18 protein-coding genes and 2 pseudogenes are annotated in these 20,452 nt (G+C 32.8%); 9 read left to right on the top strand and 11 right to left on the bottom strand.

Features of this window, described 5'->3' with window-relative positions:
- Positions 1-27: 27 nt before the first annotated feature.
- A complete protein-coding gene (gene uvrA / locus K6T82_RS07525) occupies positions 28-2,823 on the bottom strand; it encodes an excinuclease ABC subunit UvrA (RefSeq protein ID WP_223705320.1) in 2,796 nt (931 codons plus the stop codon).
- A gap of 391 nt (positions 2,824-3,214) precedes the next feature.
- Between uvrA and K6T82_RS07530 the strand changes: the two genes are divergently transcribed.
- The 3 genes from K6T82_RS07530 to K6T82_RS07540 all read left to right on the top strand — a co-directional run bounded on the left by K6T82_RS07530 (position 3,215) and on the right by K6T82_RS07540 (position 5,582).
- Positions 3,215-3,799, top strand: a complete 585-nt coding sequence (locus K6T82_RS07530; protein WP_223705321.1) for an RNA polymerase sigma factor — start codon at positions 3,215-3,217, stop codon at positions 3,797-3,799.
- Between the two features lie 49 nt (positions 3,800-3,848).
- Entirely contained in the window at positions 3,849-3,992 is a 144-nt protein-coding gene (locus tag K6T82_RS07535) for a hypothetical protein (protein WP_223705322.1), read from the top strand.
- Between the two features lie 525 nt (positions 3,993-4,517).
- Entirely contained in the window at positions 4,518-5,582 is a 1,065-nt protein-coding gene (locus K6T82_RS07540; RefSeq protein WP_223705323.1) for a tetratricopeptide repeat protein, read from the top strand.
- Between the two features lie 56 nt (positions 5,583-5,638).
- On the opposite strand, the gene K6T82_RS07545 is transcribed toward K6T82_RS07540, so the two are convergent.
- Positions 5,639-6,307 carry an endonuclease III domain-containing protein gene (locus K6T82_RS07545; protein WP_223705324.1) on the bottom strand — a complete coding sequence of 223 codons (669 nt, stop codon included), beginning with the start codon at positions 6,305-6,307 and terminating at the stop codon, positions 5,639-5,641.
- Positions 6,308-6,577: 270 nt separating this feature from the next.
- Between K6T82_RS07545 and bcp the strand changes: the two genes are divergently transcribed.
- A complete protein-coding gene (bcp, locus tag K6T82_RS07550; protein ID WP_223705325.1) occupies positions 6,578-7,030 on the top strand; it encodes a thioredoxin-dependent thiol peroxidase in 453 nt (150 codons plus the stop codon).
- Positions 7,031-7,262: 232 nt separating this feature from the next.
- Here the strand turns inward: bcp and K6T82_RS07555 are convergent, their stop codons facing one another.
- Complete coding sequence (locus K6T82_RS07555) at positions 7,263-8,723, bottom strand: TonB-dependent receptor (RefSeq protein WP_223705326.1); 1,461 nt, start codon at positions 8,721-8,723, stop codon at positions 7,263-7,265.
- Positions 8,724-8,813: 90 nt separating this feature from the next.
- Here K6T82_RS07555 and K6T82_RS07560 point away from each other — a divergent pair, with 90 nt between their 5' ends.
- Genes K6T82_RS07560 through K6T82_RS07570 form a run of 3 tightly spaced genes read left to right on the top strand, consistent with a single transcriptional unit; the run spans position 8,814 to position 10,566 of the window.
- On the top strand, positions 8,814-9,578 hold the full coding sequence (locus K6T82_RS07560; RefSeq protein ID WP_223705327.1) for an MBL fold metallo-hydrolase: 765 nt from the start codon (positions 8,814-8,816) through the stop codon (positions 9,576-9,578).
- A 12-nt stretch (positions 9,579-9,590) separates the two neighbouring features.
- A complete protein-coding gene (locus K6T82_RS07565; RefSeq protein ID WP_223705328.1) occupies positions 9,591-10,094 on the top strand; it encodes a hypothetical protein in 504 nt (167 codons plus the stop codon).
- 46 nt (positions 10,095-10,140) lie between these two features.
- A complete protein-coding gene (locus tag K6T82_RS07570) occupies positions 10,141-10,566 on the top strand; it encodes a hypothetical protein (RefSeq protein WP_223705329.1) in 426 nt (141 codons plus the stop codon).
- Positions 10,567-10,738: 172 nt separating this feature from the next.
- Here the strand turns inward: K6T82_RS07570 and K6T82_RS07575 are convergent, their stop codons facing one another.
- The 4 genes from K6T82_RS07575 to K6T82_RS07590 form a co-directional block, all read right to left on the bottom strand.
- Positions 10,739-11,383 (bottom strand): alpha/beta hydrolase, encoded by a 645-nt coding sequence (locus tag K6T82_RS07575; protein ID WP_223705330.1) that lies wholly within the window; start codon positions 11,381-11,383, stop codon positions 10,739-10,741.
- Between the two features lie 67 nt (positions 11,384-11,450).
- Positions 11,451-11,780, bottom strand: coding sequence for a hypothetical protein (locus tag K6T82_RS07580; RefSeq protein ID WP_223705331.1), 330 nt, complete (start codon positions 11,778-11,780; stop codon positions 11,451-11,453).
- A 4-nt stretch (positions 11,781-11,784) separates the two neighbouring features.
- Positions 11,785-13,038 (bottom strand): dihydroorotase, encoded by a 1,254-nt coding sequence (locus K6T82_RS07585; RefSeq protein ID WP_223705332.1) that lies wholly within the window; start codon positions 13,036-13,038, stop codon positions 11,785-11,787.
- Between the two features lie 155 nt (positions 13,039-13,193).
- Positions 13,194-15,122: a vWA domain-containing protein gene (locus K6T82_RS07590; RefSeq protein ID WP_223705333.1), complete on the bottom strand. Its 1,929-nt coding sequence runs from the start codon at positions 15,120-15,122 to the stop codon at positions 13,194-13,196.
- A gap of 288 nt (positions 15,123-15,410) precedes the next feature.
- Between K6T82_RS07590 and K6T82_RS07595 the strand changes: the two genes are divergently transcribed.
- Positions 15,411-16,523, top strand: a complete 1,113-nt coding sequence (locus K6T82_RS07595; protein ID WP_223705334.1) for a lactonase family protein — start codon at positions 15,411-15,413, stop codon at positions 16,521-16,523.
- 142 nt (positions 16,524-16,665) lie between these two features.
- On the opposite strand, the gene K6T82_RS07600 is transcribed toward K6T82_RS07595, so the two are convergent.
- From K6T82_RS07600 to K6T82_RS24590, 4 genes and pseudogenes are all read right to left on the bottom strand, one after another.
- On the bottom strand, positions 16,666-18,012 hold the full coding sequence (locus K6T82_RS07600) for a DEAD/DEAH box helicase (RefSeq protein WP_223705335.1): 1,347 nt from the start codon (positions 18,010-18,012) through the stop codon (positions 16,666-16,668).
- A gap of 102 nt (positions 18,013-18,114) precedes the next feature.
- The gene (locus K6T82_RS07605; protein ID WP_223705336.1) at positions 18,115-18,879 is read right to left on the bottom strand and encodes a TIGR02757 family protein; all 765 of its coding nucleotides are present in this window, start codon (positions 18,877-18,879) and stop codon (positions 18,115-18,117) included.
- A 121-nt stretch (positions 18,880-19,000) separates the two neighbouring features.
- Positions 19,001-19,450: pseudogene (locus tag K6T82_RS24585) on the bottom strand (ABC transporter ATP-binding protein); the annotation flags it as partial.
- Between the two features lie 213 nt (positions 19,451-19,663).
- Positions 19,664-19,879: pseudogene (locus tag K6T82_RS24590) on the bottom strand (ATP-binding cassette domain-containing protein); the annotation flags it as partial.
- Positions 19,880-20,145: 266 nt separating this feature from the next.
- Here K6T82_RS24590 and K6T82_RS07615 point away from each other — a divergent pair.
- On the top strand, positions 20,146-20,430 hold the full coding sequence (locus tag K6T82_RS07615) for a hypothetical protein (RefSeq protein WP_223705338.1): 285 nt from the start codon (positions 20,146-20,148) through the stop codon (positions 20,428-20,430).
- The last annotated feature ends 22 nt before the right edge of the window (positions 20,431-20,452 follow it).

Consider the following 20,452-nt stretch of genomic DNA (forward strand, 5'->3'; position numbering starts at 1 on the left):
CTTAATTATTTTAAAGTGTTTCCTGAATTATAATTTGTCTTTCAAATAAACTCCAGTAACCGATTCTTTTACTTTTACAATTTCTTCTGGAGTTCCCGAAGCTAATAAATATCCTCCATTTTCCCCACCTTCCGGTCCTAAATCCAGAATCCAGTCGGCACATTTTATCAAGTCAAGATTATGTTCGATTACGATAAGTGAATGTCCTTTTTCAATTAAGGCATCAAAAGAAGCTAAAAGCTTTTTGATATCATGAAAATGAAGTCCCGTTGTAGGTTCGTCAAACACAAATAAAGCTTTGTCTTTTGTTGCTCCTTTTACTAAGAAAGAAGCTAATTTTATACGTTGTGCTTCACCGCCAGAAAGAGTAGATGAAGATTGTCCTAATTGCACATATCCTAAACCTACATCTTGAAGTGGTTGTAGTTTTTGTGTAATTTTTGATTGCTTATTTTTCTCGAAGAAAGCAATTGCATCATCAATAGTCATGGTTAGAATATCATTGATGTTCTGATTATCAAAAGCAACTTCCAGGATTTCTTTTTTGAAACGCTTTCCGCCACAAGTTTCACACGGAAGCGAAACATCGGCCATAAAAACCATTTCGACATTGATAGAACCTTCTCCTTTACAGGTTTCACATCTTCCTCCGTCAACATTAAAAGAAAAATGTTTTGCCTGATACCCCCTTATTTTTGATAATTTTTCTTTGGCATACAAATCACGTATGTCGTCATAAGCTTTAATATACGTGACAGGATTTGAACGAGAACTTCTTCCAATCGGATTCTGATCTACATATTCAATATGTTTAATTTGTGAAAACGATCCGTTGAGTTCTGTAAACTGTCCAGCTTTTTCAGAGGCGCTTTCTAGTTTTTTCTGCATTGCAGGAAACAAGATTTTCTTAATTAAAGTACTTTTTCCACTTCCTGAAACTCCTGTTACAACAGTTAAAACATCTAAAGGAAAAGTAACATTAATATTTTTTAGATTGTTTTCTCGTGCGCCAACGATATCTATATGATTTTTGAATTTTCTTCTCTTTTTAGGAACAGAAATTTCTAAATCTCCGTTAAGGTATTTGGCCGTTAAAGAATCAGATTTCAAGATTTCATCATAAGTTCCTTGCGCGACCAATTTTCCTCCAAAAGTTCCTGCTTCTGGTCCAATATCAATAATCATATCGGCCGCTTTCATAATATCTTCATCATGTTCTACGACAATGACAGTATTGCCTAAATCACGTAGAGAAAGCAAAACTTTAATCAGTCTTTCAGAGTCTTTTGGGTGTAAGCCAATACTTGGTTCGTCTAGAATATACATCGATCCGACTAAGCTGCTTCCTAAAGAAGTTGCAAGATTAATACGCTGCGATTCTCCTCCAGAAAGTGTTGCAGAATTTCGATTTAAAGTAAGGTAGTCCAAACCAACTTCTGTTAAAAACGACAAACGATTATTGATTTCAACCATCAAACGTTTTGCAATTTGCTGTTCGTAAACGTTCAATTCGATATTTTTAAAGAAAGTAACCAAATGTCTGATAGGCAAATCAACTAAATCAGAAACTGTTTTGCCATTAATTTTTACATAAGAAGCTTCTTCGCGAAGACGTTTCCCTTTGCATACATGACATTTCGTTTTACCACGATAGCGCGATAACATTACACGATTCTGAATTTTATAATTTTTTTCTTCTAATTCTCTAAAGAAATCATTTAAACCCTGAAAATATTGATTTCCGGTCCAAATTAAATCTTTTTGTTCATCGCTTAGTTGAAAATAAGGTTTGTGTATTGGGAAATCAAATTTGTAAGCATGTTTTACTAATTCGTCTTTATACCAGCTCATACTATCGCCGCGCCACGGATAAATGGCACTTTCATAAATGGATAAGGAAGTATTTGGAACAACCAAATCAGCATCAATACCAATAATATTACCATAACCTTCACAGACTGGACAGGCTCCATAAGGATTATTAAAGCTGAACAAATGAACATTAGGTTCTAAAAAAGTGATTCCGTCAAGTTCAAATTTATTTGAATATGAAAATCTTTTGTCCGAATTTAATTCCTGTAAATAACAAATTCCTTTTCCTTCAAAAAAGGCGGTTTGAACTGCATCCGCAAGACGATTGTAAAATTCTTCTTCCTCTTTTACCACAATACGGTCTATAATCAACAAGATGTCTTTATTATCAAGTTTATGTAGATCTGAAGCGTTGAATTCATCTAAACGAACCATTTCATTGTCGACTAAAATACGTGCAAATCCCTGTTGTAAAAGCACTTTTAATTTGTCTTCAAGCTGTCTTCCTTCTTCCAGATGAATAGGTGAAAGCAAAAGCCATTTACTATCGATTTCCAGATTTTTCACATCCGAAATAACATCTGTAACTGTATTTTTTTTAACTTCCTGACCAGAAACTGGAGAATAGGTACGTCCGATTCGTGCAAACAAAAGCTTGATGTAATCGTAAATTTCTGTAGAAGTTCCAACAGTCGAACGCGCATTGGTTGTATTTACCTTTTGTTCAATTGCTATTGCAGGTGCGATACCTTTAATATACTCTACTTTAGGTTTATCCAAACGACCTAAAAACTGACGTGCATAAGAAGATAAACTTTCTACATAACGACGCTGTCCTTCGGCATATAAAGTATCAAAAGCTAAACTCGATTTTCCTGATCCCGAAAGACCTGTAATAACAACAAGTTTGTTTCTCGGAATGACCACATCTACATTTTTTAAATTATGTACCTGCGCTCCTTTTATTATAATATTTGATTTTGGGTCTATTTTAGAAAGATCAATTTGCATAAAAAAGTCAATTTTTACAAAAGTAATCAATTTTAAATTGGATTTTGTTATGGATTTAGTTCCAAATAGTAACTATTTAAGTGGTTAAAATGAAAGAAAGCCCAATTTGAAACTGATAATTTTTTTAGCAATAAAATTAAAGATCACATTAATTTTAAGGATTTTATGAAGGTTTTTTGGGCTTTTCAGTGTAAATTTTAAGTTTATTATACATTATTAAATGATTTTCTTATAATTATTACTGATTTAATTTGGATTTTAAAATAAATATTTGTTAAATTTGGCCATAATATTCATGTAACCCACAAAAAAAAGGAACGCCTATATAGAAAAACTACTTTTTAGAAAATTTACTCCAAATTTTAAAACAGAAACTAAAAAAGTAGTTATTATGGCTGATCTGCATACTCCAGATGCTCTATTAGTAAAAAATTATGTTGAAGGCAACGAGAATGCACTTGCGACATTAATAAAAAGGCATGAGTCTAAGATATATGGTTTTATATATTCGAAGATTGCTGATAGAGATATTTCAAATGATATTTTTCAAGATACTTTCATTAAAGTAATCAAAACTTTAAAAGGTAATTCTTATAATGAAGAAGGCAAATTTCTTCCTTGGGTTATGCGTATTTCTCATAACTTAATCGTAGATCATTTTAGAAAAACAAAAAAAATGCCAATGTATAGAGAAACAGAAGAGTTTTCTATCTTCTCTATAATGTCTGACGATTCATTGACAATTGAAGGCAAAATGATTGTAGATCAGGTAGAACTCGATCTTAAAAAACTAATTGAAGAACTTCCAGAAGATCAAAAAGAAGTTTTGGTAATGAGAATGTATCAAGACATGAGTTTTAAAGAAATCTCTGAAATTACAGGTGTAAGCATTAATACAGCATTAGGAAGAATGCGTTATGCGCTTATGAATTTAAGAAAAATAATTGAGAAACATCAAATTATTTTAACCAACTAATACTATTTTGATAATAAGCTCGTTATACTAATATAAAACATTTGATAGTATGGCGAAAATTTACTCAAAAAAAGCATTAGCTTCTAAAGATCTTAAACCTAAAAAAGAAGTCGTTTCTTTTATCTTAAACTATTCTCAAGCTTTGACTGTAGTTAAGATCGAAGATAAAGATTTTGAGATTATAGCTAACTAAGCCACCCGCTCTTAAGCCGGAGGTTTATTAAAAATAAAGCCAAATGGTCGTTTTGGCTGACAGACTCACTGTTTGTATGTTTCATACAGATAGTGAGTTTTTTTTATGGATGTAATTTTTTATAAGGTTTTTATTCTATTTTTTCTAAGTTTTGTTAAAATTTAACATTATGATTCAATTTTATATGTTTATTTAGTTTTTAATTTTATTTTAGTTAAAAACTAATGTTTTATTCAGTAAAAAAGCTTTTATGTGTGCTTTTTGCTAATTGTCATTTTTGTAAATAATAAAATTTAATTAATAATGAATTAAGAACCAAATATTTAACCAAAACCAAAATTACCTATGAAGAAAAATTATCCTGCTTTGTTAAGTTGATGCTTATTTGATTGTGTGCTAAAAAGATTTGGACCAGAAAATATTTTTAGTACTGATTAATTTCAATGTAATAAGAGATTATTATAAGAAATTAATGCCTCAAGAACAACACAAAATCATTTAATCAACCCAAAACTTAACCGCAAAATGAAAGAGAACATTACAATGCTATCATGCTTGTTTATGATTAGTGTGGGTGCTTTTGCCCAAAAAGAACAAATCAAGGAAGCACAATCTTTGTATGATAAAGGAAAAAGCCAGGAATCTTTGGCCGCTTTAAAGAAAGCAGAATATCTTATCCTTAATGCTTCAGACGAAGACAAGTCAGATTATTATTTTTTAAAAGGAAATGCTCATAAAGATCTTGCAACTAAAGACGTAGATGCTGTCAATAATTTTACATTGGCATCTCAGGCTTATCAGGATGTGTTTTTATACGAAAACGAATCTGGAAAATACAAATCAACAGTAAAGGCGAATATGGCTTTAAAAGACATGAAAGGTAGTCTTGTAAATGGTGCCATGGCAGATTTTAAAGCCGGAAGATTCAAAGAAAGTGCAGAGAAAAGTTATAAAGTATATTTGTTCGATAAGAAAGACACATTAAATTTATACAATGCAGCGTCATCTTCTATCAATGCTAGAGATTATAACTCTGCAGTAACGTATTATGAAATCCTAAAAAAGATTAATTATACAGGAAAAGGAGTTTTGTATTTAGCAACGAACAAGAAAACAAAAGAGGAGGACAATTTTATATCTCCAAAAGCTAGAGAATCTGCTATTCAGCAAGGACTTTATGATAAACCAAGAACAGAAACAGTTCCTTCAAAAAAGATTGAAGTTATCAATAACTTGGCTTACGCCTATATGGAAAGAAAAGATTATGGTAAAGCAGAATCGACTTATAATTCTGTTTTAGAACTTAATCCTAATTATATTGATGCTTACATTAATCTTGCTTATTTGAAATTGCAGATTAAAAAAGAGTTGGCAGATGAAATATCAACTTTAGGAACTAGTCCGTCAGAAATGAAAAAGTATGATAAATTGAATGCACAAAAAGATGATGTGGCGAGAAGTGCAATTCCGTATCTTAAAAAAGTATTAGCTATTGAGCCTAAAAATGAAGATGCAACGAAAACATTATTAGGTGTTTATAGATCACTTGATATGACAAATGAATATAATGCTTTAAAAGCAGGAAGGTAATTTTAAAGTATAAATCGTAAAAATTTTAAGGGCACAAAGATTTTAATTTTTGTGCCTTACTTTTTTTTAATTACTGAGGCTTTTTCCATTTCTTCAATAATAGATTTTTTTCCAACTGTTTTGGTAATGATATCTTTTTCAAGACTCCAGCCTCGTGCAGGCGAATATTCACGTCCGTACCAAATAATTTGAAGATGTAAGTCGTTCCATATTTCTCTTGGAAATAATCGCTTCGCATCTTTTTCAGTCTGCGCTACATTTTTCCCATTTGATAAATTCCAGCGGTACATTAATCTGTGAATGTGTGTGTCCACAGGAAAAGCTGGAACGCCAAAAGCTTGAGACATTACTACACTTGCTGTTTTATGTCCAACGGCAGGTAAAGCTTCAAGTGCTTCAAAACTTTGCGGAACTTCTCCATTATATTTTTCAATCAAAATTTCAGATAAACCATGAATTCCTTTTGATTTCATCGGTGATAAACCGCAAGGACGAATAATTTCTTTAATTTCTTCCACAGACATTTTAACCATGTCATACGGATTGTCAGCTTTTGCAAACAACAATGGCGTAATCTGGTTCACGCGTACATCTGTACATTGAGCCGACAATAAAACCGCTACTAAAAGCGTATAAGGATCTTTATGGTCTAAAGGAACAGGTATAGTAGGGTAGAGTTCTTTTAATGTATCGATTACAAATTGTACGCGGGCTTCTTTATTCATTTCCGTTATTTTATCCTGTAAAAATAATATAATTTTAATGATGTGCCTAATCCAGCTTTCCGTTTCAACTCCTCATTGTACTAGTAACATTTTTAAGTATTTAAAAGAGCTTCCTCCGGTCGCTTTTTAAATACAAAAAATGTAAACTAGCACAATTCCGGGGTTTTCACTAGAATCTGGGGCAAAAAAAGGACTTTAAGATTTCAATCTCTTAAGAAGAAATCATAATTTTGAAAGAAATCTAAGATCAGAAATTTAAAATAAAAGTATATGACAACATTAAAAGCGGGTGATAAAGCGCCAAATTTTTCAGGAACAGATCAAGACGGAAAAACACATAAGTTGGCGGATTATGCCGGCAAAAAACTAGTTGTTTTCTTTTATCCAAAAGCAAGTACACCTGGTTGCACAGCAGAAGCGTGTGATTTAAGAGATAATTTTCATCGTTTTCAAGCCAATAATTATGAACTACTTGGAGTAAGTGCCGACAGTCAGAAAGCGCAGATAAAATTTAAAGAAAAATACGAATTGCCATTTCCTTTGCTTGCAGACGAAGACAAATCTGTAATAAATGCATTCGGAGTTTGGGGACCAAAGAAATTCATGGGAAAAGAATACGACGGAATTCACAGAACCACTTTCGTAATCAACGAAAAAGGAATTATCGAAGAAGTAATCGAAAAAGTAAAAACAAAAGAACACGCTTCTCAGATCTTGAAATAGAGTTTTTTTTGTTTCAAGTTCCAAGTTTCAAGTTTCACGTTGTCACCCTGAGCGAAGTCGAAGGGCGCAAAGTTGGGTTTCGACTTCGCTCAGCCAGACAAAAAAATAAAAAAGTTCACAAAGCTTTGCGAACTTTGCGGTTAAAAAATATCCGCTCCAACAATAACTTGAAACGTGAAACAAAAAAAAACTTGAAACAAAAAAAAATCCCAATTAAAAGGGACTTTTTTTATTATGTATTTTGTTCTAATTCTTTCTGCGGATGATATCCAAAAAGATGATGTTCTTTTATAATTTCCGGAATTCCAGGAGGAAGCATTGGTTCCCAGCCTGTTTTTCCTTGGTTGATCATTTTTAAAACTTCTCTAGAGAATACTTCTAGAATATTCGGATCGTAATCTTCAATGTCAACCACTTTTCCATTGAATTTAAAGAATTTGTACAATTCTTTCATTCTTGGGTGAACTTTCAAGTTGTTAGAATTCATTAAACTTCCATCTTCATCCAACATTGGATATAAGAAAACTTTCATATCGCGATAGAATAATTTTCCAAAAGCCTCCAAAATTCCTCCACTTAAATGGCGATAGTATTTCTCGTCAAAAATATCAACAAGGTTGTTTACACCCATCGCTAATCCCATACGTGCTTTGGTATAGTTGGCAAAGTATTCTACAACTTTATAGTATTCCTGGAAATTTGAAATCATAACCGTTTGACCCAATGAACAAAGTAATTCTGCTCTATCCATAAAGTCGCGCTCGTCAATTTCACCATCCGAACGTAAATTCGAAAGTGTGATTTCAAAAATAACAAGTGTGTTATTTTTTTCAACCTTATTTTCTTCGAGAAACATTTTTAGTGATTTCTCATACATGTCCATGTTTACTTTTGTAACCGGACGGAAACTTCCTCTTAAAGCTAAAAGGTTCTTTTTGTATAAAATTGCTGCCGGAAGAATGTTTTTTCCTTCTGGATTAAACATTACGGCATCTGTCATTCCGTTCTTAACCAATTGCAAACTCATCAAACGATTGTCTACATCGGCAAAACGAGGACCGGAAAAGTTGATGGTGTCAATCTCTAACTGATCTTTGTCTAAGTGATCATATAAATAACGCAGTAAACGTTTTGGATCATTATATTTGTAAAAAGCACCATAAATTAAGTTTACACCTAAAATTCCAAGTGTTTCTTGCTGTAATCTGGCGTCGGTTTCTTTAAAACGAATATGAAGAATAATTTCGTTGTAAGCTTCGTCTGGCTCAATTTGGTATCGAATTCCGACCCAACCGTGGCCTTTAAATTGTTTGGCAAAATCTATTGTAGCAACCGTATTGGCGTAACTAAAGAAAAGTTTTGTAGGGTGTTTTTCACGACTTAAACGCTCTTCGATGATTTGGCCTTCATGCGTAAGCATTTTTTTCAAACGCTCTTCGGTCACATATCTTCCGTCACTTTCAACACCATAAACGGCGTCACTAAAATCTTTATCATAGGCAGACATTGCTTTTGCAATTGTTCCCGATGAACCTCCGGATCTGAAAAAATGTCTAACTGTCTCTTGTCCAGCTCCAATTTCAGCAAATGTACCGTAAATATTCTCGTTTAAATTGATGCGTAACGCTTTGTCTTTTATAGAAGGAATCTGTTCGATGACCTTGTCACCTTTGAGTTTTATTTCTGTACCCATTTTATTTTAAATAGATTTGTTACAAAGTTAGCAAATTAGGCTTCTAATGAAAGAGAAATAATCCTATTTTTGTAAAAAAATTAAGTTCAATTGAAGGTTTATTTTTTAGGTACAGGTACTTCACAGGGTATTCCGATAATCGGGATCGATCATCCAGTTTGTAAAAGCACTGATGCTAAGGACAAAAGACTTCGCGTATCCATCTGGATTACGTGGAATGATCATTCCTTCGTAATCGATTGCGGCCCCGATTTCAGACAACAAATGCTTTCATGCGGATGTCGAAAACTCGATGCGATTTTATTTACTCACGAACATGCAGATCATACTGCTGGTTTAGATGATATTCGCCCTTTTAATTTCAGACAGGGAGAAATTCCGATTTACGGACATCAACGCGTTTTAGATAACCTAAGACGTCGTTTTGATTATGTCTTTGAAACGGTAAACAAGTATCCGGGAGCGCCAAGCGTAAAAACTATCGAAGTGCAAAATAATGCACCATTTGCGGTTGGAGACAAAACAGCGATTCCTATAAATGCTATGCATGGTGATTTGCAGGTCTTTGGCTATCGCATTGATGATTTTGCTTATTTGACAGACGTCAAAACAATAGAACAATCTGAAATTGAAAAACTTAAAGGTTTAAAGGTTTTAGTTGTAAATGCATTACGTGTTGAACCTCATGATACGCATTTCAACTTGCAGGAAGCTCTTGGTTTTATAAATCTCGTAAAACCTAAAAAAGCCTATTTAACGCATATTAGCCACGTTTTAGGTTTTCATGAAGAAGTACAAAAACAACTTCCGGAAAATGTCTTTTTGGCTTACGATAATTTAGAAATTACAATTTAATTATACCACAAAATGAAAAAATCCTTAATGCTTTATCTTTTTATTCTTGCTATTCTAATGAACGTTTTTACTTATGCGTTTTATAGCGGAGAGGTGAAATTTGCACAGAATAGATACGATAAGACAACTAAGAAACTAAGAGATAGCATCAATATCGTAAAAACTCAATTGGCTGAAGCTGATTATTTTTCTTTAGAACATAACGAAAATGCACAAAATTACTTTGATAACAGTGCTTCTGGCGGAAAAGTTATTTTGTATGAAAAATTAATTCCAGTCGTAACTGAAAAGTTGTTAGATTTTAATGCAAATCCAAAAGGAAATCCTTACACAGGTCAAGACCAAATTGGACCAACGAAATTTATTATAAACAAAGTAAAAATCTTAAACCACAGATGGATCATTGCAGATTACAGTAATGGAGAATTATGGGGAGAAGTCTTGTTAAAATACTTTGTTGATAACGACGATAATATTACCTTTGAAGTAAATCAAACTTGGTTATATCAAAAATAGGATTTTTTAAATCCTATTTTTTTTGACCTTTAAATTAATTAGGATTATGAAAAAGATGTTTTTGTTTTTGATTATGGCAAGCGCGTTTTCTTGCGCTAAAAAAGTTTCACAGGAAAATGCAACTAAAACTCCTGAAGAACCAAAAAAAGAAGTTGCTGTGGGCGGAGATTCTGATGCTCATGGATGTAAAGCTTCTGCAGGCTATACTTGGTCAGCACTTAAAAAAGAATGTATTCGAATTTTTGAAGGAACAAAATTGTCACATTACGATGACGGAAAAACATATACAACTGCATCTTACGTAATTTTTGACGGAAATAAAGCCGAACTTTTCTTGGATACTCAAAAAGAATCCATCATTTTAGAAAGAAAGTCTGAAGGTGATTCTTGGGTTAACGGCGATTGGCAATTGATTCCGTGGAAAGGATATGTTTTGAAAAAAGGGGAGAAGATTCTTTATACTGGACAATAGTTTTAGTTTTCAGTCACAGTTTTCAATTCTGAAACGAAACGGTTATCTTGAAAAACTTTGTCAAAGTTTCAAACTTTGACAAAGTTCTACTGAAAACTGCGACTGCGACTGCGACTGCGACTGCGACTGCGACTGCGACTGCGACTGCGACTGAATACTGAATACTGAAAACTTACAAAGAAAGCCAATTCTTAAAATCAAAGAAATTCTGCGGTGCAACTCCATGTCCGACAGGATATTCTTTGTAAACTACTGGAATATTTAATTTTTCTAAAATTGCTGGAGTTCTTCTAGCCCATTCAATCGGAATGACTTGATCTACAGTTCCGTGTGAAGCGAATATTTTTAGGTTTTTGAAATTGTTGTTTTCAAAACCTTCTTTGATGATTTCTTCATTAAAATAACCGCTCATAGCCACAACGCGCTGAATTTTTTCAGGATAAGAAAGTGCAGTTGCATAACTTAAAATAGAGCCTTGGCTGAATCCAATTAAAGTTACATTGTTAGCGTCAATAGGATAATTTGCTACTAATTCATCTATAAAAGAAGCAATGACATCTCTTGAAGTTCTGGCTTGTTCGTTATCTGAAAATTTATTTTGGTCTGCATCAAAATTGATTGCGTACCAAGCATATGCGCCATATTGTAAATCGTAAGGAGCTCTTGCAGAAATGATGTAATAATTATCGGGAAGTTCAGAAGCAAATGAGAATAAATCTTCTTCATTGCTGCCGTATCCGTGTAATAAAAGCAATAAGGGGTTTTTATCTAAAATTACTTTTGGTTCTCTTATTTTATATTCTAAAGATAGATTCATTTTAATTGTAAATTGTTAGTTCTAAATTGTAAATTTTCAACTGCATGAAAGATTGGAATTTTAAAAATTAACCAATCTTTTTAAACCATTTTTGAAATAATTCTCCAACCAAAGGAATGGGTTTCATTTGTCCTTGAATGGCATTGAAAATTCCGAAAGTCCATAGGATTGAAATACAGATCCACATTGGAAAAGTAATAAAGAAACTATCAAAATTACTGATGATCGCTCCTAACGAAATAAAAGTTAAAGACAAGCCTAAAGCCTGACGAATATGAAAAGAAGCAAAACTGTTTTTGTTTTCAGAATTCATGCTCATGGCGATTAAAACACCAATAATTAGAATATAACTGGTAATGGCAATTGGTTTTCCTTCTTCGACTGAATTATTATTCATTGTATTATTTTGTAACTAATTGATTTTGATTGAAAATTCCGTACACAGAACCTTTTAATTCAGTTCCTAAAAAAGCAGAATTTTTAGATTTTGAAAGAATGTTTTCTTTACTGAAAGTTGATTTTCCTTCTGTTGAAAACAAGGTGAAATTGGCTTTTGCACCTTCCTGAATTGTGTTGTCTTCTAAACCGAAAATAGTTCTTGCCGCAGTTAACTTTTTAACAATAGTTTCAACGGGTAAAACCGTCATTAGAGCTCCGAAAGCACTTTCTAAACCAATTGTTCCGTTCTTTGCTGTATCAAATTCCATTTTTTTGAATTCAATATCGATTGGATTATGGTCAGAAGTAATCATGTCGATTGTGCCGTCAGCAATTCCGTTTAATAAAGCCTGTCTGTCAACTTCTGTTCTTAAAGGTGGCGTTACTTTAAATCTGGTATCAAAGCCATCTAATTTTTCATCCGTTAAAACCAAATGATGTACAGATGCGCTGCACGTTACGTGTAACCCTTTTGCTTTTGCTTCTCTTATTAATTCAACCGATTTTGCTGTAGAAATAGTCGGAATATGAAGTTTTCCGCCGGTATATTCTAATAGGAATAAGTTTCTCGAAATTTGAAGTTCTTCTGCCAAATTCGGGATTCCTTTTAGACCTAATCTTGTCGAAACGATTCCTTCATTTGCAACACCATTTCCTTTGATGTTTGGATCTTGCGAATAAGCAATTACTAATCCGTCGAAATCCTGAACATATTGTAAAGCAATTTTTAGAATGTTAGCATTGTCGATACTTTTGTTGTAATCTCCAAAAGCAATCGCACCAGAGTTTTTCATATCAAAAAGTTCTGCCATATCTTTTCCTTCGCTGGCTTTTGTCAAAGCACCAATTGGGAAAATTTCTGTAGCAAAACCATTTGCTTTGTTTTTTACAAAATTGACCTGAGATTGATTATCGATAATTGGTAATGAATTTGGTTGCAAAGCAATAGCTGTGAAACCACTTTTTGCTGCAACATTTAACCCGTTTGCGATGGTTTCTCTGTCTTCGTAACCTGGCTCTCCCAGCGAAACGCTACTGTCAAACCAACCTTGAGAAACATGAAGATTATCAAATCTCACAACCGTTTCATCATTATCGTGTGGAAGAGAAACGCCTATTTTTTCTATTAAACCATCTGCAAGTAAAAGATCAACGGTCTGATTGTGAAACGGACTTTTTGAGTCGATAATTTTGGCGCTTTTGATGATTATTTTCATATTTAAGATATTTATTTTATCAAACATTAAATGTTTTTGTTTTCTACCATTAAGAAAATAAGTTCATAAAGTGAGGAACTTAATTCTCTGGACATTAAAAATAAGATCATAAAGAAAAAAACTTAATAATCTTAATGCCTTAATGGTTTAAAAACTTATTTTATAAATTTTATAATGGCCATTTCTAATGCTAAAAACAACAGTGCAAAGATAACAAACCATTTCCAAATTTGGCTGTCAGTTCGCTCTGTTTGTAAGGTATTAAAAATGGTCGAAATCGTGTCGGCAGTTTTAAAATCGGAAACCACATTAGTGTTTACCTGACTCAAATCACTTTCGGTTCTTTTATAGTTAAAGCTGATATTTTCAACCCACTCTTTTTTGTCAAAAATGCTGTAGTTTCCAGCTGTTTCAGGAAAATCATTAAACGTTAGTTTGACTTTATTATTTAAAATTTGCTGAATTGGTATAAAGGAATCGTCATTGCCTTTTACTTCTAAAATCGCATCTTTCGTCAATAAAACATCAACAAAATAGGGCTGATTATTTCCGATTGTCAAAGCATTTACACCTGTTTTCTGATTGTATTGTCCGATTTTATAGAATAACGGAACAATTAAAGGGGATTGCTGAAAATTAGAATTGGAGCTATTTATCGGAGCTGTAAAAACAGTAATTCCAGAAACCTGATTTTGAACTGCAGTAACAAAAGCAGATTGATCTTCAAATGAAAGTACAGAAGGATATGAACTCGAAACGTTAAACGAACTGTTTACTTTCGGATATTGAAAATTCGTGATTTTGTTTTCGAAAACTCCTGAAAATAAAGGGTGATCGAAATTAATTTTTGTGATTAATTTGGAATTGCTTTCGAAATTTCCAAATTGAATTTTTCCAAAACCACCTAAAAATGTATTCAAATTTGAAATAGAACTTTTCTCTGATGGAATTACAACTAAATTACCGCCTTTAGAAACAAAAGCTTTTAAAGTCGTTTGTAAAGCTTGCGGAATATCAATTAATTCGTTTAAGATAATAGTATTTTGTTTTTCCAAACTATTATAATCCAAAGAACCGATAGGGTAATTATGATAATTGAATTCACCAGAAGTATAAATTCTTGACAAAAAATTGCTTTTTTCAGGTTCTCCAATGCTGATAACGTTTGTTTTTTTGTTTTTGGAAATACTGAAAAACAATTTGTTGTCGTAAGTTAATCCGTTGTCTTCAATCGAAACATATCCGTGAAAAGCTTCTTTTGGAATCGTAAAATTGATTTTTTTCTTCTTTGTGTCAAAATTCACAATTGTTTTGGCAACCAATTTGTTCTGATTGTAAAGCGCCGTTGAAACTGGTTTAAAATCTTCACCATATGCCGATAGATTAATTCCGATTTCGTAGAAGTTTTCCAAAGTTTGATTAATATAAACACTGTCAATCGAAACATTGTTTTTTTGTTCTGCCTCTGGAACTATGAAATAAGGTTTTTCGTCAAAATCTATATTCTTGATGTCTTTTTCTTTTAAGCCAACAGCATCTGTGATAATTACAATATCTTTTTTATTAGCCGATTTGTGTGCTTTTATTTTTGCTGTAATTGCTGAAAGATCAAAAGAAGAAGCGCTGTATTTTAGATTTTGTAAAGCACTTTTAGACGATTTAATGTCGGTATTCCAAAAATTTTCGGTGTTGGTTAAAAGTGAAAATTGAGCGTTTTCTGGCGTATTTTCAAGCAATTCCTGAACAGCTCTTTTTAGTAGTTCGCCTTTTTTGCCTTTTGCCTGCATACTAAACGAATTATCCAAGACAATATACATTTCGTTGGATGCATTTTTGCTGTCTTTTGCTTGAAAAAAAGGTTGTGCAAAAGCCAAAATTATAAAGGTCAGTAATAATAAACGAGTTGCTAGTAAAAGTCTTTTTTTGATTTTGGAACTTTTACGAGTCTGAATTGCGAGTTCTTTTAAGAAACGAACATTGGTGAAATAGGAAGTTTTAAAACGTCTTAATTGAAATAAGTGAACCAAAATTGGAACGATCAATAAAAACAGAAAGTATAGAATTTCGGGATGTTTAAAATGCATTCTGGCTTCGATTTACTTCACTACGTTTTGTTTTTCGCGAAGATGCTGGTCAAAAATACGAATTAAAAATTATTTAAACCATATAAGTTTATTTAAGTCGAAAGTCAAAAGTCGAAAGTCAAAAGTCGAAAGTCAAAAGTGAAAAGTTGAATTTGGAATTTCCAGCTTAAATAACTTACATGAACTTATATGGTTCAAAAAAAATGTAATTTTTGTAATTTCTTGGAATTAAGTTGTTACTTCAAAACGATATTATTGCTTATTTTAGCTAATTCAAAAAAACAAACTATGAAAAAAATATATCTAGTATTATTTTCAGCTTTATCATTAACCGCGGTAAAAGCTCAAAATAAATTCAATTTATTAATTGGAACTTACACCAATACTTGCCAAAGCAACGGAATTTATGTTTACGAATTCGATGCTAATTCGGGCGACTTTAAATTGAAAAATTCTTCAGAAAATGTAATCAGTCCAAGTTATTTATCGGTTTCGGCAGATAATAAATTTGTTTATGCTGTAAATGAAAATGGAAGCCAAAGTGCAGTAAGTGCTTTTGGATATGATTCGGCTTCAGGAAAATTGAAGTTTTTAAACAGTAATGATGCTTTAGGAGCAGATCCTTGTCATTTAATAAATGATGATAAAAATGTGATTGTTGCAAATTATTCTGGAGGAAACATTGTGGTTTTTAAAAAGAAGCCTGATGGAAGTATTACAGAAGTACAGCAATTAATTCAACATGAAGGAAAAGGGCCGAATGCAGCGCGTCAGGAAAAAGCGCACGTACATATGGTAGTTTTTTCCCCAGATAAAAAGTTTATTTTGTCTAATGATTTAGGTTTGGATAAAGTTTTTATCTATAAATATAATCCAGATTCTAAAAACGAAATGCTGACTTTAAAAGGAAGTGTTGATGTAAAGCCCGGAAGTGGCCCTAGACATTTGACTTTTAGCAAAGATGGTAAATTCGTTTATTTAGTTCAAGAATTAGATGGAAGTTTAACAACTTTAAGCTATGATAAAACAGGAAATTTAAAAGTTGTTGCAGAAACAAGCATTCTGCCAAAAGGTTTTAAAGGCGGAACAGGAGCAGCAGCAATTAAAATTTCTCCTGATGGAAATTTTCTATATGTTTCTGATCGTGTAGATGCCAATGCAATTTCGGTTTATAAAATTCTTAAAGACGGAAAAATCGAATTGGTAGAACAACAAAGTACTCTAGGAAAAGGCCCAAGAGATTTCGCAATTGATCCAACAGGAAATTACCTTTTAGTGGGACATCAATATACTAATGATATTGTTGTTTTTAAAAGAAATAAAACAACTGGAAAAATAGAAGACACTGGAAAAAGAATCGAGTTATGCTCTCCAGTTGGTTTGGTTTTTACGAAAATCTAAAAAAAAGTTGCTAAGATACTAAGGTTCTAAGTGTTCAAAATATAAAAGGGTAAAGATTCAAAGAATCTTTACCCTTTTATATTTTGCATTATGTGAAAAACTTAGAATCTTAGCAACTTAGTATCTTAGAATCTTAAAAAAGTTATTTCTTTTTCTTCTTCTCGTTTCTTGTCTTCAACATATTTCTGTTGACTGAACCATGTGTTTTCTTTTTTGTTTTTGAAGGACCACCAAGATTGACTTTTTGGTTCTTTTTGGATTTTTCGTGAAAAGCGCCTTCTCCTTCCAGTTTCGGTTTTTTCATTAAAAACTTTCTTGGTAATTTGTCTTTTTCAGCTTCAATCAGCTTTATTGAAATTTCAACTTCTTCAGGGAAATCAGCGATTTCAAGTTCCTGATTCATTAAAAGTTCTGTTTCTATTTTAAATTCTTCTTCTCTTGGAGTAACAAAACTAATTGCTGTTCCGGTTGCATCTGCACGACCTGTACGGCCAATTCTGTGCATGTACAATTCTGGTTCTTCTGGAAGTTCGAAGTTAATTACGTGCGTAATATTCGAAATATCCAAACCTCTCGCCATAACATCGGTTGTAATTAAACCGCGAAGATTTCCTTCCTGGAATTCAGCCATGGTACTCAAACGGTAGTTTTGAGATTTATTAGAGTGAATTACACCAAATTGTCCGTCAAAAAGCTCGTCAATGCGATTGAAAAGCATATCTGAAATCTTTTTATTGTTTACAAAAACCAAAATACGACTCATGCTTTCGTCAGTTTCCAGTAAATGTTTTAAAAGGTTAACTTTTGTATTGAAGTTTGGAACGTTATAGGTAATCTGCTTGATTTTTTCTAGCGGAGTTCCTGATGGAGCTAAAGTTACTTCTTCAGGAAATTCAAAATAATCATTTAGTAAATCATCAACTTCATCTGTCATCGTTGCAGAGAACAGAATATTTTGACGTTTGGTTTTCATCATCGCAAAAAGTGAAGTAAGTTGTGGTCTGAAACCTAAATTCAGCATTTCGTCGAACTCGTCGATAACTAATTTCTGAGTTTCGTCAAAACGAACTACAGCGTCAAGTGCCAAATCCATTGTACGTCCAGGTGTTCCCACTAAAATGTCGACACCTTCGTAAACGGCTTTCTTTTGTGTATTGATGTTTACGCCTCCGTAAATACCCAAAGTTTTAACCGACATATAAGTAGTCAGTTTTTCTACTTCTTCAACCACCTGAACCACTAATTCACGTGTTGGAACAAGGATTACGATTTTTGGCGTATTGGTATGTGTAAATTTATAAAGCTTTAAAAGAGGCAGTAAATAAGCAAATGTTTTACCGGTTCCGGTTTGTGCAATTCCCATCATATCACGTCCAGACATGATTACAGAGAAAGATTTTTCCTGAATAGGAGTAGGCGTAACAAATCCTAATTCGTCAACTGCTTTTTGTAATGATTTTGGAAGATTAAATTTTTCGAAAGTGCTCATTTGCTTTAAATTTTGTGCAAATGTACGTTAAATTCATGGTTTTTCTATCAAATTCTTAAAATGATCTGATAATTTGTTAATCTAACTATTTAATTTTCAATGTTAAAAACCTTCAAAAACGCCTAATCCAAATAAAGCAAAATCGTATTTTACAGGATCGTTTGGATCCATTTCTCTTAATTTTGTGTCTAGTTCTAATAAGGCTTTTGCATCATTTTGTTTACGCGAAAGAATTTCCAGTTTACGGGCAACATTTCCCGAATGCACATCAAGCGGGCAAGACAAAACAGAAGGAGAAATGCTTTTCCAAATTCCTAAATCTACACCTTTTGCGTCTTGGCGCACCATCCAGCGCAAATACATGTTGATTCGTTTTGCGGCTGAATTGTTTAATGGATCTGAAATGTGTTTTTGAGTTCTTGGAAGATGATCTGTTTCGAAGAATATCTTTTTAAATTCACTGATACTTTTCTGAAGACTGTCTTTTTCCTGATTTTTAGCAAATACAGATTCCAGTCCGTCGTGGTTTTTGTAAATGTGTTGCAAACCTTTTATAAAACCAGCGAAATCATGCCCGTTGAAAGTTCTATGGACAAAAGTTTCTAATCTTGCTAAATCTTCATCAGAATGCGACATGACGAAATCATAAGGCGTGTTGCCCATTAATTCCATCATTTTGTGCGAGTTTTTTATAATCATTTTGCGATTTCCCCAAGCGATAGATGCGCTAAGAAAACCAGCAATTTCGATATCTTCTTTCTGAGTAAAGAGATGCGGAATTTGAACAGGATCACTTTCGATAAAATCCTGATTGTTGTATTGAATGACTTTCTCGTCGAGAAAATCTTTTAGTTCTTGTTTGTTCATCTTAAAATGAAATCGTCTTATTTATTCGAGTGCCCTAGCCCTGATGGGAGGGAAAATCCTTTTGTGGCGGGGTTCGCCACAAAAGATTTGGAAGGACAGCAGGAAATAGCTCCTAATTACCCTAATTGCTAATTTGTCCGTCAACCATAACTAACTTTCTGTCAGCCATGTTCGCCAATTCTTCGTTGTGTGTTACGATTACGAAAGTCTGTCCGAATTCGTCTCTTAACTGAAAAAACAATTGGTGCAGGTTTTCTGCAGAATGTGTATCTAAATTTCCAGAAGGTTCATCGGCAAAAATTACATCTGGCTTGTTGATTAAAGCTCTTGCTACTGCCACACGCTGTTGTTCTCCGCCCGAAAGTTCGCTTGGTTTATGGTTTATTCTGTGCGAAAGTCCTAAATAAGTAAGCAATTTTACAGCTTCTTTTTCTGTTTCAGATGGTTTTTTGCCTGCAATATGCGCTGGAATACAAACGTTTTCTAATGCTGTAAATTCAGGAAGCAATTGATGGAACTGAAATATGAAGCCTAAATTTAAGTTTCTGAAATCAGATAATGTTTTGTCCTGTTTGCTTTTCTTTTTAAAATAACGACTGTAAAATGTCACCATCATTAGAATTGGCGCAGCAAGTATTGCCCAAGTGGCATAGCCAAAAATGTCATTTTCAATTTTGTTTCGAAAAAATAATAAAAATACGGCCAATATCACAACATAGAAAGCACTTAACCAAGTAATGATTTTGAATATTTTTTCTTGTTTAGAATTGTTGTCTTTGATGTCTTGTAGCTCCAAAACATTCTTACCATTTATAGTTAGTGAAGAATCCGGATTATGATCTGGTTTGTCTAAAGTTCCTAAAATTTGCAATAAAGTTGTTTTTCCCGCACCTGAAGCACCAACGATAGAAACAATTTCGCCTTTTTTAATATGTAAATCAACTCCTTTTAAAACTTCAAGTTTGTCGTAGAATTTATGTATGTTTTTTGCGTGTATCATGTAGTGAAACTGTTTTTACAAAGAAACGAAGATTATAGACAATAATCAAATTACAAAATCAATGTCAAATATCAATGTCAAAACTCAATGTCAATTTCAAAAATAAAGCCCGAATTCCAAAAATGAAAGTCGCATTTTTTAATAAAAACTAAAAACTCAATCGGCATATTTATTGGTGTGGGAATCTTGAAATTTTAATTTAGAAAAGAAATAATGTTATTTAGAGGATAATTTTTAATTTCGATTAACTTAAAAATGAATTTGTTATGCAGGATTTAGAGGTTGAAGAAGATAACAGGGTGTCAAAATTGATTATCGGATTGGTTTTGGATGGAATTGGTATGATTTCTTTTTCAATTCCTTTTTTAGGTGAGTTTTCAGATGTAATATGGGCGCCGATTGCAGCTTTAATTATGTCTAGAATGTATAAAGGACGAGTAGGGAAGGTTGCGGGTGTTTTGACTTTTATTGAGGAAATATTGCCTTTTACGGATATTATTCCATCTTTTACACTAACATGGATTTATACTTATTTCTTTCAGAAAAAATAAAAAAAGGACGGTTTTTAAGCCG

The organism is Flavobacterium potami, from assembly GCF_020026915.1.
Taxonomy (GTDB): Bacteria; Bacteroidota; Bacteroidia; order Flavobacteriales; family Flavobacteriaceae; genus Flavobacterium; species Flavobacterium potami.

What these genes read in the sequence shown, in the direction of transcription:
- uvrA (WP_223705320.1), bottom strand. Translation starts at nt 2,823, where the DNA reads ATGCAAATTGATCTTTCTAAAATAGACCCAAAATCAAATATTATAATA.
- K6T82_RS07530 (WP_223705321.1), top strand. Translation starts at nt 3,215, where the DNA reads ATGGCTGATCTGCATACTCCAGATGCTCTATTAGTAAAAAATTATGTT.
- K6T82_RS07535 (WP_223705322.1), top strand. Translation starts at nt 3,849, where the DNA reads ATGGCGAAAATTTACTCAAAAAAAGCATTAGCTTCTAAAGATCTTAAA.
- K6T82_RS07540 (WP_223705323.1), top strand. Translation starts at nt 4,518, where the DNA reads ATGAAAGAGAACATTACAATGCTATCATGCTTGTTTATGATTAGTGTG.
- K6T82_RS07545 (WP_223705324.1), bottom strand. Translation starts at nt 6,307, where the DNA reads ATGAATAAAGAAGCCCGCGTACAATTTGTAATCGATACATTAAAAGAA.
- bcp (WP_223705325.1), top strand. Translation starts at nt 6,578, where the DNA reads ATGACAACATTAAAAGCGGGTGATAAAGCGCCAAATTTTTCAGGAACA.
- K6T82_RS07555 (WP_223705326.1), bottom strand. Translation starts at nt 8,723, where the DNA reads ATGGGTACAGAAATAAAACTCAAAGGTGACAAGGTCATCGAACAGATT.
- K6T82_RS07565 (WP_223705328.1), top strand. Translation starts at nt 9,591, where the DNA reads ATGAAAAAATCCTTAATGCTTTATCTTTTTATTCTTGCTATTCTAATG.
- K6T82_RS07570 (WP_223705329.1), top strand. Translation starts at nt 10,141, where the DNA reads ATGAAAAAGATGTTTTTGTTTTTGATTATGGCAAGCGCGTTTTCTTGC.
- K6T82_RS07575 (WP_223705330.1), bottom strand. Translation starts at nt 11,383, where the DNA reads ATGAATCTATCTTTAGAATATAAAATAAGAGAACCAAAAGTAATTTTA.
- K6T82_RS07580 (WP_223705331.1), bottom strand. Translation starts at nt 11,780, where the DNA reads ATGAATAATAATTCAGTCGAAGAAGGAAAACCAATTGCCATTACCAGT.
- K6T82_RS07585 (WP_223705332.1), bottom strand. Translation starts at nt 13,038, where the DNA reads ATGAAAATAATCATCAAAAGCGCCAAAATTATCGACTCAAAAAGTCCG.
- K6T82_RS07590 (WP_223705333.1), bottom strand. Translation starts at nt 15,122, where the DNA reads ATGCATTTTAAACATCCCGAAATTCTATACTTTCTGTTTTTATTGATC.
- K6T82_RS07595 (WP_223705334.1), top strand. Translation starts at nt 15,411, where the DNA reads ATGAAAAAAATATATCTAGTATTATTTTCAGCTTTATCATTAACCGCG.
- K6T82_RS07600 (WP_223705335.1), bottom strand. Translation starts at nt 18,012, where the DNA reads ATGAGCACTTTCGAAAAATTTAATCTTCCAAAATCATTACAAAAAGCA.
- K6T82_RS07605 (WP_223705336.1), bottom strand. Translation starts at nt 18,879, where the DNA reads ATGAACAAACAAGAACTAAAAGATTTTCTCGACGAGAAAGTCATTCAA.
- K6T82_RS07615 (WP_223705338.1), top strand. Translation starts at nt 20,146, where the DNA reads ATGCAGGATTTAGAGGTTGAAGAAGATAACAGGGTGTCAAAATTGATT.